Here is an 18,494-nt window from a genome sequence, read left to right on the forward strand (position 1 = left end):
ATAATATAACCCTTTGGTCTGGGAATCGTCATTCGTCGGAAAGTGATTATCGTTAGTATATGGCAAAACGTTATTTTTGCCGCGTTTTAAAAATAAAGTATGAAAAACACGCCTTTTACAGAAAAACACATTGCGCTGGGTGCAAAAATGGCTCCATTCGCAGGTTACAACATGCCAATATCCTATACAGGGATCAACGATGAACATCAGGCCGTACGCACCAATGCAGGAGTTTTTGATGTGAGCCACATGGGCGAGTTTATGTTAAAAGGTGAGCATGCACTGGATCTCATTCAGCGTGTTACCTCCAACGATGCTTCCAAACTGACTGCCGGTAAAGCGCAGTATAGCTGCCTGCCAAACAATGAAGGCGGTATCGTAGACGATTTGCTGGTGTATTGCATTGAGCCAAACAATGTATATATGCTGGTGGTGAATGCAAGCAATATTGAAAAAGACTGGAACTGGATCAGTCAGTTCAATACCAACAATGTGGAAATGCACAACATTTCCGACAAAACCTGTCTCCTCGCTATTCAGGGCCCGAATGCTACCAGCATGCTACAGCCACTGACTGCTGTAGACCTGGTAAACCTGAAATATTACACTTTCGAAAAAGGTGAATTTGCAGGTGTTCCGAATGTAGTGATCAGTGCAACTGGTTATACCGGAGCGGGTGGTATCGAAATATATTTTGAAGATAAAGACGGTGCAGCGGAAAAAATCTGGGATGCATTGTTCTCTCTGGGTAAAGGTCTGAAACCAATTGGTTTGGGCGCTCGCGATACGCTCCGCCTGGAAATGGGCTTCTGCCTGTACGGTAACGATATCGACGATCGTACTTCTCCAATGGAAGCTGGTCTGGGTTGGATTACCAAGTTTACAAAGGATTTCCCTTCCCGCGCTATCTTTGAAGCACAGAAAGCGAATGGTGTAGAACAGAAATTGGTAGGTTTTGAAATGGTAGACAAGGGCATTCCGCGTCACGACTATGAAATCAAGGATGCAGCCGGAAACGTTATCGGCCGCGTTACCTCTGGTACACAGTCGCCAAGCATGCAGAAAGCTATCGGTCTTGGCTATGTGAAAACTCCTTTTGCTGCACTGGACAGTGAAATCTTCATCGCTGTAAGAGATAAACAACTGAAAGCGAAAGTGGTGAAAGTGCCATTTCTGGGATAAGTAAAATAATCTACCGGAGATTTAGATATGAATAGCCGGTTAAAGTTATTAATTTCGGTACCTGGAATTCCGGGTACCGGAATTTTTTAATTATACCATATCTATCTATGCCCACTATTCATTTGACAACCGTTATCCATGCCCCGTTGGAACGCGTTTTTGATTTAAGTCGCAGTATAACACTCCATAAGAAAAGTATGGAGCATACAAAGGAGGAGCCTATAAAAGGGAGAACCACCGGACTTATTATAAAAGGGGAATCCGTTACTTGGCAAGCCAAGCATCTCGGAAAATTAAGGCAATTGACTACCAAAATCACTGCCATGGATATGAATCAACACTTCTGTGATGAAATGGAAGCGGGCGATTTCACTTTCCTGAAACATGACCATTACTTTAAAGAGATTGGCAATGGCACTGTGATGATTGATATGATGGAATTCGGTACGCCTTATGGCTGGATAGGCCGAATGGTAGAGCGTTTTTACCTGGTGAAGTATATGACGAAGCTACTATGCCATCGCAATGATACTATTAAGGAATATGCAGAAACTGACAAGTGGCGGGTGATCCTTGATTAAAGCAAAAAGCAACTGAATGACAGAAAGCAACAAACCAAGCCTGGAAGTATGTTTATCTCCGGCTTTGCTGCATCTTTATGATGTAAAAAACAGCATCGTAGTAATTATTGACGTACTACGTGCTACTTCCACCATCTGCACCGCCCTTTATAATGGTGCGAACAAAGTTATCCCGGTAGCTACCGTGGAAGAATGTGTGAATATTGGCCGCGCGATCGGGGGCATCACTGCCGGCGAACGCGATGGCAAAGTGGCCGAAGGCCTCGTACACGGAAATTCACCATTCGAATATCCCCGCGATTTTATCGAAGGGCAAACATTGGTGCTGACTACCACCAATGGTACCAAATTACTGCATATGGCCAAAGATGCCATCCAGATTGTAACAGGATCTTTCCCTAACATCAGCGCAGTATGCGATTACCTCATTGCTCAGGGCCAACCTGTTATCCTCGGATGCGCTGCCTGGAAAGACCGGGTAAATATGGAAGATACCCTCTTCGCCGGCGCCGTGGTAAACCGAATTAAAGCCCATTTCAATGTGGACTGCGACTCCGCTATTGCAGCCGAGTCTCTCTACAATACTGCAAAAGACGATATTTATTCCTTCATGCATCAGGCCTCCCACTATAAAAGACTGGCGAAATACGGCTTGGAGAAAGATATTCACTACTGCCTCACGCCAGATGGTGCAAATGTGCTCCCCATTTTCAAAAATGGTGAACTGGTAACAGCAGCAATTCCTGCTTTATAACATTAAATTTTTCACGCCTAATAGAAACCCGGGCCTCTCCTGTAGGGGCCCGGGATTTTTATTGCTATCCGACTACTGATAACCAGTCGTTTTAAAATGCTTTTTTTTACTTATTTTTAAAGAAAAGATGTGTTCTCGGCAAGTCGGCTGAAGTCTTTTTCAAAAGAGATTTTCTGCTTACTTTTGTGGATTGCCTTTTTACCAGCTGCCGAATCTTTTTTTCTTATTTTAACCCTTTGGCTGGTAAAATAAAAGGAGGCAACAACAGATAGTATGTCGCTACCCCATTTGCTAAAATATGTTTACAATAACGGCACTGATGAAGTGATCCGCAGGGGGAAGCGTATATTTTCTACCGGGGGTGTTGAATTGATTGAGGCAGACCCGGTACTAAAATCAGCGACCTTCCGCGTGAAAAGCGACACGCATGCCAACTACTATCGGGTATCTATCAATAAATATGGCGATACCAACGGCATGTCCATCCGATGCCAATGCCCTTATAATTTAGGGGATATCTGCCGGCATGAAGCGGCTGCACTCTTTCAGTTGCAAGAGATGCTGGACAAAAATCAGTTTGAAAGCTTTGATACTCAATTTGATCAGCAACATACGCTGGTGAAAATGAAGTCAATCGACCTCAAAATCATTAAACTCCTTACCTCTGGCTCCATCTTCGCCACAGCAGAGGAATTAGCCAAAGGAAAACCGGCCAAAATCATCAGCGCAAAAGATGAAAAAGTGGAAGCCGTCCTCAAAGTAGACGGTCAGGAATTTCCACTCATCATTCAACGCAACGAGGAACGCTTTTTCGATACCCATTGCACCTGCGATGAAACCGAACATGCCCTCTGCGTCCATAAAACGGCCCTCTTCCTGCAACTACTGCAGAAAAACGGACCTTTCTATTTCGATACGCTCCGTAACTGGGACAAAGAGAAAAATAAACTCCTCTCCCTCTACGGCTACTCCCTCACCGACGACCTGGAAGGTAAATTCGCATTTACCTATACAGATGGGAAACCATTCCTCCGCGTACTGGACAACAGTATCAAACGCGTAGATGGCAGCGCTATCGGTCGGCAACAAGCCGTCACGCCACCACCACCTGCCGATGAAACCATCACGGTTACACAGCGATTGGCAGCGGTGTTCAATGCAAACGAAACCCTCTATCCCTACTTCAGACTGGATCTCGTCAGCGGGGAGGTAAACGATGAGCAAACCGCCTTCGTTTCTCTCGCTAGCAAATTAGATCTGACAAAGTATGTGGATTTCTATCAATACAAGGAGAAAGACCGCGATCTGATCGCACCGGTCAGAAAACTCCAGAATTCTGAAGTCAGCAAATTCCTCAGCAAAAACTCACCGTTTGCAGGTATCTGGGAAAATATTACGCACGAAAACGCGGAAGAACTACCCACCGAAACGAAAGAGTTGATGCTGGAATACCTGCATCCGAAATTAGCCAAACTATTCCCGCAACTGGCTGAGCAAGGATTGCTCTTCCTGCTCCCCAACCGTCAGGCTTTTAAAACCAAAAACCTGGTGGCATTACAATTGGGCGCAGAACGACTGAAACTCATCATTAAAACACATACGGGGAATACCCATGTGGAAGTGGAATGCTTCGTTTCCATCGAAGGAGAAGAAGTGAATGTGTCCACCAACGCCTGGGACAGTCCTCTCCTTTTCCTGCACAAGAACGTGGTATACATGTTCGAAAATCCACAAGATTCCCTCCATGTGGAACTGTTCAGGCAAAATGGAAAACTGCGCATTCCTAACAAAGAATGGCCAGTATACCTGAAAGATTATCTCCTGCCTATGAGCAGGCAATATGATATCCAGTTTGATAACGGACTGCTTTCTGAAGTACGGGATCTCAGACCGGACAATCATGTATACCTGAAAGAAATGGGTGAAACCTTCATTATCCAGCCTGGATTCTCTTATCGCGGGCAGGAAGTGGAGTGGAATGATGATGCTAAAATCACCGTCCAGGAAGGGAATAAGGTCATTGTAATACATCGTCATAAGGAAGCGGAAGAAGAGTTCGTGGCTAAACTGCGTACCCTTCATACCAACTTCTCCCAAAATGATAACCAGAACTATTTCTATCTCCGTGCGAAAGAAGCACTGAAGAACAACTGGTTCTTCCTCTTCTTTGATGCACTGAAAGAAATGGATGTACGGGTATTCGGTTTCGATAACCTGCGCAACTTTAAATTTAGTTCTCATAAACCGGTTACCAATCTTCAAATCAGTTCGGGTATCGACTGGTTTGACGCACAGATTGAAGTGGTATATGGCGATCAGAAAGTGAGCATCAAGGATATCAAATCCGCACTGGCTAATAAACAGAACTATGTACAACTGGCAGATGGCTCACTAGGCTTACTGCCGGAAGAATGGTTACGTAAATACTCCCTGCTCTTTAAAGTGGGTGAGGAAAAAGATAAAGGTCTTAAACTCAGTAAATATAACTTCAGTGTAATCGATGAGCTCTATGAGTTTATTGATGATGAAGCCGTGGTAATTGAACTGGAACAGAAACGTAAAAAGCTGTTGCAGTTTGATGAAATCCGCAATATTGCCCTGCCGGAAAACCTCAACGCCAAATTACGTCCATACCAGGAAAGTGGCTTCCAATGGCTGAACTACCTGGACGAAATTAAATGGGGCGGTATCCTGGCAGATGATATGGGTCTTGGTAAAACTATTCAGGCCCTCACATTTATCCAGTATTATAAAAATAGGCATGGACAGTGTATGACCCTCGTGGTTTGCCCTACCACTCTTATTTACAACTGGGAAAATGAAATTCGCAAGTTCACACCAGAAATGACGCATCATATTCACCATGGACCAGCCCGACTCAAAAGCAGTGAGGAACTGGCCAAGTATGATGTGATCATTACCACTTACGGCACCCTCCGCAGCGATATTCAGTTGCTGATGAAACTAGAATTCGATTATGTAGTACTGGATGAGTCTCAGGCTATTAAGAATCCACAGTCTAAAGTAACCAAAGCTGCACAACTGTTGCATACCAAGAACCGCCTGGCATTGAGTGGTACGCCTATGCAGAATAATACGTTCGATATTTATGCACAGATGAACTTCCTAAATCCAGGTATGTTGGGTAGTGTGGACTTCTTCCGAAATGAATTCGCTACGCCGATAGATAAGTTCCAGGATGAAGAAAGAAAAGATCATCTGCGTAAGCTGATATATCCATTCATACTACGTCGTACGAAGGAACAAGTAGCGAAGGAGTTGCCAGAAAAAATCGAAACGGTTATTTTCTGCGAAATGGATGCGGAACAACGGCATATTTATGATGCCTACCGTAATAGTTATCGCTCTAAAATCCTCGGTGTTATTGAAGATCAGGGTATGGAACGCAGCCAGTTGACCATTCTCCAGGGTCTGATGAAACTCCGTCAGATATGTGATAGTCCTGCTATCTTGAATGATACCGAACAATATCCAAATCACTCTGTGAAGTTGCATGAACTCACGCGTGAGATTTCCGAGAATATCGGTAATCACAAAGTATTGGTGTTCTCACAATTCCTAGGAATGTTGGGACTGATCAAAGAGAGATTGCAGCACATGAAAATTCCGTTTGAATACTTCGATGGAAGTACTTCTACAATGGATCGTGAAAAGGCTATTCAAAACTTCCAGAACAATGATGATTGCAGGGTATTCCTGATTTCATTGAAAGCCGGTGGTGTGGGTCTTAACCTCACTGCAGCGGATTATGTATACATCGTAGATCCATGGTGGAATCCGGCTGTAGAACAACAGGCGATCGACCGTACACACCGTATCGGACAAACGAAAAATATCTTTGCATACCGCATGATCTGTAAGGATACGGTAGAAGAAAAAATCCTACAATTACAAGAGAGAAAGAAATCGCTTGTAAAAGAAATCATCGCAGATGATAGCGGATTTGTGAAGAAACTGACCAAAGAAGATGTACTGTATCTCTTCAGTTAATCAATAATACGCACCTGATAATTTTGTAATACACTACAAGGAAAGTTGAATTGCATTTAATGCATAATCAACTTTCCTTGTTTTTTTATGCCTATATGGCCCTTTCATTTTCTGCATGTACCCTACCATTTCTGCATGGTTTTCTCCTATACCCCTCCCCGTTATTTCTCTCTGAAATAAATATATCTAATTGACTATTAATTAATTGAGTGGTTTTTCTGACCTGCTTACCAAGTTGTGGCATTCCGCTGGCATGTGTAGTAGAACAAAAACGAATATTACCATGTTACCTGATTCAAAGATCTCCCGGTTAATAGGCTTTCAGATTGAAGGGCTTACTGTTGCAATGGAGCAGCATAACGGGAGAGGGAAGATCAGCAAAGTGATACACTCCTTTGCAGATTATACCGGACAGATGATTCGCCACGGACAAACGGAGGAAGTAAGGCGATGTTTCACCATGGCAGCAGTACTGTATCATAATGGCAGCGCCGTCCTTAAAAATGCGATCGAGAGCGTATATGTGTATGCGTTATCGCCCTTGATCCAAAGCAATGTGAGAGAGCTGCTTCCAGCCACACTGCGCCAGATCCGTACCCATCAACTGCAAACAACCGGAGTATAAATCTTAAAAATAAAAAACGACATGTTACTCACCACTTTGCTACTGATTGCCGGATTGGTCTGTTTTGTACTATTCTTTAAATCTGTAGACTATTTCGAAAACATTTAGCCTGCTTAACTCTAACCAATATGACAGCACTCTTTGTCTTATCCATACTGGTATTCTTTTACATGATATATGTACTGCTGAAGCCGGAAAAATTCTAACTAAAAGATGAATACAGAAATATTAGGCGTGATCGCCACCTATGGACTAACATTACTACTTGCCTGGCCACTCGCGAGATATTTTGTCAAGGTTTTCAGAGGAGACAAGGTATGGTCTGATTTTATGTCGCCGCTGGAAAGACTCTTCTTCAAATTTTCCGGTATCAATCCGAAGGAAGAAATGGATTGGAAGCAGCATATGAAAGCGCTGCTGACGATTAACCTGGTATGGTTTGTCTATGCCTTCTTCGCTTTGTTCTTCCAGGATAAATTGCCACTCAATCCGGATGGAAACCCTGGACAGTCGGCAGATCTGGCCTTCAACTCTGCCATCAGCTTCCTGGTAAACTGTAACCTACAGCACTATTCCGGCGAAACCGGTGTTACTTATTTCACACAGCTCTTTGTACTGGCCTTCTTGCAGTTTGTAAGTGCGGCAACAGGTATTGCAGCGCTCATCGTTGTGTTTAAAGCATTTAAAGAGAAAACAGTTACTAAACTGGGTAACTTCTGGGAAATCTTCCTGAAAACCACTACCCGTATTCTGTTGCCATTCAGTTTGCTGATAGCGATCATACTGATCTTCAATGGTACACCTGCTAGTTTTGCCGGCAAAGCCAGTGTGGTAACATTACAAGGCGATACTATGAATGTTTCCCGCGGTCCTGCTGCCGGATTCATTGCCATCAAACACTTGGGAACCAACGGTGGTGGATGGTTTGGCGCCAACTCTGCGCATCCATTTGAGAATCCGAACTATGTCGGCTATATCACAGAAATGGTGGCACAAGTAGTGATTCCTATTGCGATGGTATTTGCCCTAGGTATGTTCATCCAACGGAGAAAATTCGCCAATGTCATTTTTGGTATCATGACTATTGGTATGATATGCCTATTGATACCTACGATGCAGGCAGAAATGAGCGGAAACCCTGCCCTAGCTCATATGGGCGTACAACAACTAACGGGGTCCATGGAAGGTAAAGAGGTCCGATTTGGGCCTGCAGGAACGGGTTACTGGAGTACGGTGACAACGATCATTTCCACTGGTTCTATCTGCGGATTCCATGATAGTATGATGCCAATGACTGGCTTGATGCAGTTACTCGGTATGATGCTGAACTGCCTCTATGGCGGATGTGGCGTAGGTATTCTTAACTATTACATCTATGTGATTATCGCGGTATTCATTTCAGGATTGATGGTAGGCCGTACACCGGAATTCATGGGACATAAACTCGAGGCGCGAGAAGTGAAGATTGCCGCCCTGATTACCTTGTTGTCTCCCTTCCTCATTCTTGCCGGTACAGCCATTGCCTGCTTTGTATTAGTACATTATCCAAATGCAGATTGGGCGATGAAACCGAGCGCCTGGTTGAACAATCCTGGTTATCATGGGTTTTCTGAAATGCTGTATGAGATGACATCTTCCAACGCAAATAACGGTTCTGGTTTTGAAGGGCTTGGAGATGGTAATGTGTTCTGGAATGTCAGCACTGGTTTTGTATTGATTTTAGGTAGATATCTACCAATTATAGGACCGGTTGCAATTGCTGGTATTATGGGCTCTAAGAAGTATATCCCTGAATCTGCGGGTACCCTGCGTACGGATTCTATTACTTTTGGAGGGATGACATTTGCAGTGATTGTGATATTAACCGCGTTGTCTTACTTCCCTGCGCTGGCGCTGGGCCCTATTGCAGAGTATTTTTCGCTGTATAAATAATTACCAATAAGATAATTCGAGATGAATAAAGATAATAAACTGTTTCCGAAAGAGCAGGTACTGGAAAGTCTGAAGCAATCTTTCGTGAAACTGAATCCAAAGCTGATGATTAAGAACCCGGTAATGTTTACCGTGGAACTCGGCACTGCGGTAATGCTTATTGTGGCCTTATACGCCCTATTTACTAAAAATACAGACCAGGGTAGCGCTGGTTATAACCTGGCCGTTTTCCTGGTGCTGTTCCTGACGGTGCTGTTTGCCAACTTCGCGGAAGCTATTGCCGAAGCGAGAGGTAAAGCACAAGCAGAGAGCTTGCGCAAAACCAGGGAAGAAACACCCGCTAAAAAAGTAGAACTGATTGGGGAAATCTTCACCAACGAAATCAAAATAGTATCCTCTTCCCAACTGCGTAAAGGAGATATATTTGTTTGTGATCCGGGAGACATCATTCCGGCGGACGGAGAGATTGTTCAAGGGCTCGCCAGTATCGACGAGTCTGCGATTACGGGGGAAAGCGCTCCCGTAATTCGGGAAGCAGGTGGGGATAAATCTAGCGTGGTAGGCGGTACAAAAGTACTTTCTGATCATATCAAAGTACGTGTGACCACCGAACCTGGTGAATCCTTCCTGGATAAGATGATTGCCCTGGTAGAAGGGGCTAGTCGTCAGAAAACGCCGAATGAAATTGCGCTGACGATATTGCTGGCAAGTTTCACCCTGGTATTCATTATCGTTTGTGTAACCCTCAAGCCTTTCGCTGATTATGCGAACACACCGATTACGATAGCAGCATTCATCTCCCTATTCGTCTGCCTGATACCTACGACCATCGGTGGATTGTTATCCGCTATCGGTATTGCGGGTATGGACAGGGCCCTGCGTGCAAATGTGATTACTAAATCTGGTAAAGCAGTAGAAACAGCCGGAGACATCGATGTGCTCTTGCTGGATAAAACGGGTACCATTACTATTGGTAATCGTAAGGCGACTAACTTTTACCCTGTTAATGGCTCCAATGTAGATGATTTTGTGAAGCTGTGCGCCATCAGTTCCCTCTCCGATGAAACCCCAGAAGGTAAGTCTATCGTGGAATTGGCCGGAAGAGATATCGTTTCCAAACTGGATACTACTGGCGGCATGCTGGTGAAATTTACCGCCGAAACCCGTAGTAGCGGTATTGACCTACCAGATGGTAATAAAATCCGCAAAGGTGCGTACGACGCTATCAAAAACCTGGCAGAAAGAGCCGGAAACCCTTTCCCAGTGGAAACTACCACTCGCGTAGAAGCGATCTCCAAAGATGGCGGTACTCCCCTGGTAGTAGCATTGAATGGGAAAGTACAAGGCGTAATAGAGCTGCAAGACATTATCAAACCTGGTATCAGCGAGCGTTTCGACCGTCTGCGTAGGATGGGTGTAAAAACAGTGATGGTAACGGGAGATAACCCCCTGACTGCAAAATATATCGCCACTAAGGCCGGCGTGGACGACTTCATCGCCGAAGCCAAACCGGAAGATAAAATGACTTATATCCGCCGCGAGCAACAGGAAGGCCGCCTCGTAGCCATGATGGGAGACGGTACCAACGATGCCCCTGCCCTCGCCCAAGCGGATGTGGGAGTAGCAATGAATAGTGGTACACAAGCCGCCAAAGAAGCCGGTAACATGGTGGACCTAGACAACGACCCTACTAAACTGATTGAGATCGTAGAAATCGGTAAACAGTTGCTGATGACACGTGGTACACTTACTACCTTCTCCATCGCCAACGACGTAGCCAAATATTTCGCGATAGTACCTGCCTTGTTTGTGGCATCAATTCCAGCATTACAAGGTATTAATATCATGAAACTACATAGCCCTGAAACGGCTATTCTCAGTGCGGTTATCTTCAATGCGATTATTATCCCCATGTTGATTCCACTGGCACTGCGCGGAGTAGCCTATAAGCCAATAGGAGCCAGTGCATTATTGCGCAGAAACCTATTGATATACGGTGTAGGTGGCGTGATCGCTCCATTCATCGGTATTAAGATTATCGATATGCTGATAGCCCTGTTTATGTAAGCTGATTAAATTAAAAAGAAAGTCATGAAAAAATATCTCTTGCCCTCTATAAAACTGACTATCCTGCTCGTAGTATTACTGGGTGGTCTTTATCCCCTGCTGCTGGCAGGTATCGCGAAACTGGCTCCTGGTAAAGGAGATGGTGTAACGGTGATGCATAATGGAAAAGTAGTTGGATTTGAACAGATAGGGCAGAAATTTACACAGGATAAATATTTCTGGAGCCGCCCGTCAGCAGTGGATTACAACGCTGCCGGCTCCGGAGGTTCCAATAAATCCGCCAACAACCCAGACTACTTAAAAGTAGTGCAGGAACGTATAGATACTTTCCTGGTGCACAACCCAGACGTTAAAAAATCAGAGATCCCTGCGGAACTGGTAACCGCGTCTGCCAGCGGCCTTGATCCACATCTTTCTCCAGTTGCCGCTTATATCCAGGTAGCACGTATAGCGAAAGCTAGGGGCATTCCTGCGGATAAGCTGAAACAACTGATTGCCGATAATACCAAAGCGCCTGTTTTGGGCATGTTTGGAACTCCTACCGTAAACGTACTGAAACTCAATGTAGCACTGGACGAATTGAAATAATCGACGAACTGAACTGACTCTATATGAAAAAAGCCTTAATGGTTGCAGGCATCTTGTCTGCGACACTGAACCTGTATGCTCAAGACTCTACTAAAAACGTACAAAATGACAAAGGAAACCTCACCTTTTCCGGATATGCAGAAGCTTATTACAGCTATAATACTGGCCAACCATCCAACCATATGGCTCCAGGATTTCTGTATAACTTCAACAGGCATAACGAACTAAATGTAAACCTGGCCATGGTGAAAGCCAATTATACCAGTAGTCGTGTACACGCCAACGTGGGTATCATGGGAGGTACTTATACCCAACATAACATGGCCGCAGAGCCAGAAGCATTGCGTTACCTCTATGAAGCCAATGTAGGCGTACGTTTTGGAAAAGTCTGGGTGGATGCTGGCATCATGCCCTCCCATATCGGTTTTGAAAGCGCTATCGGGAAAGACTGCTACACGCTTACCCGCAGTATCATGGCGGAGAATACGCCTTACTTTGAGGCCGGCGCCAAAGTTACCTGGGCGCCCAATGATAAATGGTCCTTTGCTGCCATGTACTTGAATGGATGGCAACGTATCAAAAGATTGGATGGTAATCAGACACCCAATTTTGGTACGCAGATTACTTTTAAACCCAACGCGCGTATCCTCTTAAACTGGAGTACTTATATCGGAAATGATTTTCCGGATAGTACCCGTAAAATGAGATACTTTAACGACCTTTACGGTACCTTTAATATCACATATAAATTGAGTTTTATTGCAGGCTGTGACTATGGTTTGCAACAAAAAGAAAAAGGCTCTGGTGATTACTCCGCTTGGTATTCTCCCATCGTTGTGGCCAAGTATGCATTCACAGAACGCTTTGCTATGGCCGGTCGAGTGGAATACTACAATGACAAAGACGGTGTAATCATCGCTACTAATACCCCGAATGGATTTAAAACCAGCGGCTTTTCGTTAAACGCAGACTTCACTCCTGTCAACAATATAATGTTTCGCCTGGAAGGCAGACTATTTGATGGCAGAGACAAAACTTTCCTGAAAAAGGATACTCCTACCAGCACCAACGGCGCTATTACCGCCTCGCTGGCAGTATGGTTTTAATAAATCATCATGACAGATAAAGAACAATCGGTCGAGCACTTCCTGCAGTTGGCCAATAAGTCGGGCAGAGGTCAGTTTAAAATCTACATCGGTATGAGCGCCGGCGTAGGTAAAAGCTACCGCATGCTGCAGGAAGCGCATTCCATGCTCAGGAATAATGTCAATGTACAGATAGGTTATATCGAAACCCATGGCCGTAAAGAAACCCAAGCGCTCGTAGAAGGACTACCTGTTATTCCTCGCAAGCAAGTGTTTTATAAAGGCAAGCTACTGGAAGAAATGGACCTCAATGCCATCCTGCTGCTATCGCCAGATTGGGTGATTGTGGATGAGCTGGCACATACAAATATTCCTGGTTCCAAGAATGAAAAACGTTGGCAGGATGTATTGGAAATTCTCCAGGCAGGGATCAATGTCATCTCTGCGGTGAATATCCAACACATTGAGAGTATTAACCAGGAGGTGAAGTCCATCACTGGTGTAGAAGTGCAGGAACGTATACCCGACAGCGTGCTACAAATGGCCAATGAAGTCGTAAACATTGACCTCACGGCAGATGAATTGATTACCCGTCTGAAAGAAGGGAAAATATATGACCAGTCGAAGGTAGAAACGGCCATGCGCAATTTCTTCCAAGCTGAAAAAATTCTCCAACTGCGAGAGCTTGCTCTCAAAGAAGTAACTACTCAGGTAGAGCGAAAGGTAGAAACGGAAATCCCGCGCAGCCAGCAGATGCGCCATGAAACTTTTCTTGCCTGTATCTCTTCCAATGATGTGGTAGCCAGAAAGGTGATCAGAAAGACCGCCCGACTGGCTGCCTACTATCATGCCGACTGGTACGTAGTTTATGTGCAGACACCACAGGAAAGTTCAGATAAAATCGCCCTGGCCTCCCAACGACACCTCATTAATAACCTCAAACTGGCTACAGAACTTGGAGCGGAAGTAATACAGGAACATAGTGCCAATATTTCAACAGCTATCATTAACATTGCATTAGATAAACACGTGACAACAGTATGTATCGGGAAACCGCATATCAGTTTGTTCCGTATCATTCTACGCACAAACATGTTTAATCAACTGTTGAAAACACTTTCTTCCAATGATATAGACCTCATTATACTGTCATGAGTAACATTAGGCTGAAAACGAAGATCACCCTGGGGGTACTTTTCTTATATATCATGCTGCTCGTCGTCAGCGTGCTGGGATACTACTATCTGAGCCGCCTAAACGAAAAAGCAAAGATCATCCTCAAAGATAACTATGAGTCTGTCGAATATGCGAAAAACATGCTGGTGGCCCTCGAAGAACTTCCCCAGCACCGCGATTCCGCCATTAAACTCTTTAATACCAGTCTGCATAGACAACAAGCCAATGTTACTGAACAAGGTGAGATGATTGCTACCACCGCAGTGGCAAAGACTTTCAGTAAGGTAGCCCAGGATTCCACCTACTCCCCTGCAGATATCGCCGCAATCAAAAAGAATGTGTATATCATCATGGACCTAAATATGCAGGCCATTGTGGGGAAAAATGAAAAAGTAAAATCTGCTGCGGATCAAGCGTTACTATATATTGCCATTATCAGCGGGGTGTGTTTTCTTGTAGGACTCACCTTTGTGTATAACTTCCCGGGATACATTGCCAACCCTATCCACGAGCTGACAGAAGGTATTAAAGGCATTGCGAACAAACAGTATAGTAAGCGATTGCACTTCAAATCTGGAGACGAATTTGGGGAGCTGGCCACTGCGTTCAATACCATGGCCCAGCGACTGGATGAATATGAGCACAGTAATATTGCGCGCATCACGTTTGAAAAACAACGTGCAGAGGCAATTATTAGTAGTTTGAAAGATGCCACTATCGGATTTGATACCCGCAATACTATTCTCTTTGCGAATACCCAAGCATTGCAGTTGCTGAATATGCCGGAAAAAGACCTGGTAGGGCATCCGGCAGAAGAGGCTGGCAAATATAATGATCTGCTGAAATACCTGGTAAACAACCAGGAAAATACGCCACTTAAAATTGTATTGGATGGTAAGGAATCCTTTTTTACAAGAGAAGTAGCGGATATCAAACATGAAAAAGAACGTATAGGCTATGTCGTTATATTGAAGAATATTACTGCATTCAAAGAGCAGGATATCGCCAAAACGCATTTCATCGCTACTATATCCCATGAACTGAAAACGCCGCTCGCATCTTCAGACTTCAGTTTGAAGTTGTTGGAGGATGAGCGTGTGGGCCAGTTGTCTACGGAGCAGAAAGAGCTGGTGGATAGTCTTAAACAAGATAACCGCCGAATGATTAAGATCGTCAGTGAGCTGCTGGATCTTTCGCAGGTAGAAAGTGGCAACATTCAGTTGCAACCGCAGCCGGTGGCTGCCCGACAGGTAGTAGGATATGCCTTAGATACCGTTCAGAAACAGGCTGCCCAGCGGGAAATAACCATTGCATCCTCTGTTTCTGAGAACCTGCCTTCCGTATTGGCGGATGTGGAAAAAACAGCCTGGGTACTGGTGAATTTACTCACCAATGCCATACGGTATTCCAAGCCTAAATCCCAGATAGACTTACAGGTAACAGCAGCAGAAGGAAACGTATTGCTATTCTCCGTAAGAGATCACGGGAAAGGGATTCCAGCAGCTTTTACAGACCGGATATTTGAGCGCTTTTTCCAAGTGCCAGGCGTTAGAAGTGCCAAAGGCAGCGGACTTGGCCTTGCGATCTCAAAGGAATTTATTGAAGCGCAGGGAGGCCATATTGGCGTTACCAGTGAAGAAGGAAAAGGCAGTACTTTCTACTTTACATTACCGATAGCCTGATTGGCAGCCATTTTCAACGCTGGAAGGAATGCATGCCAAGCCTGCATCAAATTCCCGATTCGATGGGGAATGGTGGCCAGGTTTTCCCGTGCCTGCGCATCGTGCTCAACAGACAAACAAAGCTCCATGGCTTCTTTGAATTGCAGCAAAGTAAACAAGGTTTTCAGTTGATGGGACAACATAAACACCTGTTCCCAGTTTTGTTGCTGTACATTTTGCTGCAATTCCTCCAGTTTATTGGGGAATTCTACCAGCATGTCATGATAGAGGCCTAATATTTCCTGGTCATCCAGGCCTACTTTGTCGCGGAGATAGTCGCTATCCGGGCCGGCAGGACTCATCTCCTGCACTGGCGCAGCAGATACCATGGGGGCCGGCACCCAGGAACCGGTAGCTTTAAGGATCTTGGTATACAATTCTTCTTGTTCGTATGGTTTGGAGATATAATCATTCATGCCTGTTTCCAGACATCTTTCTTTTTCACCTTTTAATGCGGAGGCGGTCATAGCGATAATAGGCGTAGTGATACCGTTTTTACGTATCAGTCGGGTGGCCTCATAGCCATCCATTCCCGGCATCTGAATATCCATCAGAATGCAATCGTATTTCTGGAACAACAGAAGTTCTACGGCTACACGGCCGTTTTCCACCATATGTACCCTAGCGCCTCCTTTATTGAGGGCGTGCCATGCTACTTTCTGGTTGATAAGGTTATCTTCCACGACCAGGATCGATTTGCCCAGCAGTGGTTTTCCTTTTAGTATATGGGGAGACAACTGTTCCAGCTCTGGAGAGAGGCTATTATCATAAAGGAATGGTTGTACCACGCGGAAACAAGACCCTTTGCCCGGGGTGCTGTCCAGCGTGATAGTGCCGTGCTGCATTTCCACGAGCTCCTTGCAGATGGCTAGTCCTAGGCCCGTTCCGCCGAAAGATCGGTTATTGTCAGCATGCGTCTGTGTGAAGCTCTCGAATACAAACTGCTGTTTTTCCGGGGCAATTCCAATACCCGTATCCGTTACCTCATAAACTAATCTTACACTTTGCTCATCCGCATCCAATGCGGATACATATACATTCACACTACCCCTGGCTGTAAACTTAATGGCATTTTCCACGAGGTTGACCAAGACCTGTAAGAGGCGGATTTTATCTCCGATCAAGCATTTCGGAATATTTTCGTCTATAACAGTGATAAAGTCCAGCTTTTTCTCATGCGCCTGGTGTTTCAGGGGATATAGGGCTTTTTCAATTTCTTCACGGAGAATAAAAGGTTTCTCCTCCAGTTTGAGCTTTCCCGCCTTTATTTTAGAGAAATCGAGGATTTCATTAATGATAACCAGGAGATTGGACGCAGAAGTTTGGATGGCATTTACAAATTCCATCTGGTTTTCTTGTAAGCGGGTATCCTGCATCAGGAGCCTGGTCATACCTAGGATACCGTTCATGGGAGTACGGATTTCATGGCTCATATTGGCCAGGAAGGTTTCCTGGGCCCTTTTGGCTTCTTCGGCTAATCGTTGGGTTTTAACGAGTTCCTTGATATAGTTTTTTCTTTCCGTTACATCGTTTGCCGTACAGCAGATGCCAATCATCTCATCATAGGCATTGCGCAACGGGAATTTAGTAATGTAATAATGTGCCTGCTGACCGTCTATTTCGAGGGTATCGTCCATAGAAGCAGGATTTCCAGTACTGATAACTTCCGCATCCAGTGGCGCATAGCGACTTACCCAGGGATAGGTGAGGTCTGCATCTACCAAACCAATGATTTCTTCTTTTCGTATACCCATTACGTCCAGGAAGCGCCTGTTGGTAAGGATATATCGGCCAGACATGTCTTTAATAAACATCATGGCGGGGGTAAAGTCGATCACCGCTTCCAGTCTTTCCCGGATGTATTCTGGAGAATAGTCGGTTTCCTTGCTGCTATACAGATCTCGTACGATGCATTGGAATTCGCTTACCCGGCCGTCATCGTCCCTGATGGGGGATGCCAACTGTTCTACGAATTTCCTTTCACCGCTGCGGGTAATGATTTCAAACTGAGTGGAAGAGTAATCCACGTAGCCTTTCATCTGTTCCACATAAAAGTGTTGTAGTTGTTCGTAGGTCTTTTTATCTAGGAACATGGAGTAATGCTTGCCAACCACTTCATTCGCCGTGTAGCCGGTGATATCTTCTACCGCATCATTCACGAAGGTAAAATACCCTTCTGGTGTGGAAGTATATAAAACAGGACCGGCTTGTTGGGCCAAGCGCTTATATGATTGGGCATTTTTGTGCATGCGGTTGGCCCTTTCCTTCAATCGGCGTAGGTGCCAAGAGATATGCCTCGCTTCCACAAATAGGAATACGATGGCCAGGAAAACGGCAAACAAGATAAATAAGAAGCTATAACCGGTATAGCTCAGATCCTTTTGAATATAGATATGTAATTGTTCGCGTGGGATGCTTTTATTCAGGAGCAGTGCAGCGGCTGCCTGCGTTCTCTGACGGATATTCCAGGCATAAAAGAGAAGTACGCACAGTATCAGTCCGATAGTAACGAAAAGCCAAATAACGCTATTAACAATTTTTTTCATTACAATGAATGTTCAAAAACTCTTAAAAATACTACGACAGTAAATTGTCAGCGTTGGCAGGGGTTAAGTCCCGAAAGACAGATTTTATTTCAAATTAAGGATTATTTATACCATTTTGCCTGTTCATTTTGTTCATTTTGCACAAGCAAAGCAAAGGAGTAGCATGGAAAGAATATGATTATCAATATGAGTTTTTATGTAACTTCCGTCTCCGGAGTGAGTAATT

The 18,494-nt window shown here is 44.7% G+C and carries 13 protein-coding genes; 12 read left to right on the forward strand and 1 reads right to left on the reverse strand.

The genetic code is table 11. From position 1 onward, the window contains the following. Positions 1–99 precede the first annotated feature (99 nt). From gcvT to JO154_RS19590, 12 genes are all read left to right on the forward strand, one after another. Entirely contained in the window at positions 100–1,182 is a 1,083-nt protein-coding gene (gene gcvT, locus JO154_RS19540) for a glycine cleavage system aminomethyltransferase GcvT (protein WP_291948636.1), read from the forward strand. Positions 1,183–1,289: 107 nt separating this feature from the next. After that, positions 1,290–1,763, forward strand: a complete 474-nt coding sequence (locus tag JO154_RS19545) for an SRPBCC family protein (protein WP_291948638.1) — start codon at positions 1,290–1,292, stop codon at positions 1,761–1,763. Between the two features lie 16 nt (positions 1,764–1,779). Next, positions 1,780–2,517 (forward strand): 2-phosphosulfolactate phosphatase, encoded by a 738-nt coding sequence (locus tag JO154_RS19550; RefSeq protein WP_291948640.1) that lies wholly within the window; start codon positions 1,780–1,782, stop codon positions 2,515–2,517. A 273-nt stretch (positions 2,518–2,790) separates the two neighbouring features. Then, positions 2,791–6,528, forward strand: coding sequence for a DEAD/DEAH box helicase (locus JO154_RS19555; RefSeq protein ID WP_291948643.1), 3,738 nt, complete (start codon positions 2,791–2,793; stop codon positions 6,526–6,528). Positions 6,529–6,811: 283 nt separating this feature from the next. Next, positions 6,812–7,153 carry a hypothetical protein gene (locus tag JO154_RS19560; RefSeq protein ID WP_291948645.1) on the forward strand — a complete coding sequence of 114 codons (342 nt, stop codon included), beginning with the start codon at positions 6,812–6,814 and terminating at the stop codon, positions 7,151–7,153. 128 nt (positions 7,154–7,281) lie between these two features. Then, positions 7,282–7,359 (forward strand): potassium-transporting ATPase subunit F, encoded by a 78-nt coding sequence (locus tag JO154_RS26545; RefSeq protein ID WP_366935597.1) that lies wholly within the window; start codon positions 7,282–7,284, stop codon positions 7,357–7,359. Positions 7,360–7,366: 7 nt separating this feature from the next. Beyond that, positions 7,367–9,085, forward strand: coding sequence for a potassium-transporting ATPase subunit KdpA (gene kdpA, locus JO154_RS19565; RefSeq protein WP_291948647.1), 1,719 nt, complete (start codon positions 7,367–7,369; stop codon positions 9,083–9,085). 21 nt (positions 9,086–9,106) lie between these two features. Further along, positions 9,107–11,152 carry a potassium-transporting ATPase subunit KdpB gene (kdpB, locus tag JO154_RS19570; RefSeq protein ID WP_291948649.1) on the forward strand — a complete coding sequence of 682 codons (2,046 nt, stop codon included), beginning with the start codon at positions 9,107–9,109 and terminating at the stop codon, positions 11,150–11,152. Between the two features lie 24 nt (positions 11,153–11,176). Further along, on the forward strand, positions 11,177–11,740 hold the full coding sequence (locus JO154_RS19575; protein ID WP_291948651.1) for a K(+)-transporting ATPase subunit C: 564 nt from the start codon (positions 11,177–11,179) through the stop codon (positions 11,738–11,740). Between the two features lie 23 nt (positions 11,741–11,763). After that, on the forward strand, positions 11,764–12,846 hold the full coding sequence (locus tag JO154_RS19580) for a porin (protein WP_291948653.1): 1,083 nt from the start codon (positions 11,764–11,766) through the stop codon (positions 12,844–12,846). Between the two features lie 9 nt (positions 12,847–12,855). Further along, positions 12,856–13,980: a sensor protein KdpD gene (locus tag JO154_RS19585; RefSeq protein WP_291948655.1), complete on the forward strand. Its 1,125-nt coding sequence runs from the start codon at positions 12,856–12,858 to the stop codon at positions 13,978–13,980. Then, positions 13,977–15,683, forward strand: a complete 1,707-nt coding sequence (locus JO154_RS19590) for an ATP-binding protein (protein WP_291948657.1) — start codon at positions 13,977–13,979, stop codon at positions 15,681–15,683. Before JO154_RS19585 ends, JO154_RS19590 begins: the two co-directional genes overlap by 4 nt. Here the strand turns inward: JO154_RS19590 and JO154_RS19595 are convergent. Further along, positions 15,659–18,268 (reverse strand): PAS domain-containing hybrid sensor histidine kinase/response regulator, encoded by a 2,610-nt coding sequence (locus tag JO154_RS19595; protein WP_291948659.1) that lies wholly within the window; start codon positions 18,266–18,268, stop codon positions 15,659–15,661. The genes JO154_RS19590 and JO154_RS19595 overlap by 25 nt on opposite strands. Positions 18,269–18,494: the final 226 nt, after the last annotated feature.

Origin of the sequence: Chitinophaga sp., assembly GCF_019236475.1 — a bacterium.
In the GTDB taxonomy this organism is placed as follows: Bacteria; Bacteroidota; Bacteroidia; order Chitinophagales; family Chitinophagaceae; genus Chitinophaga.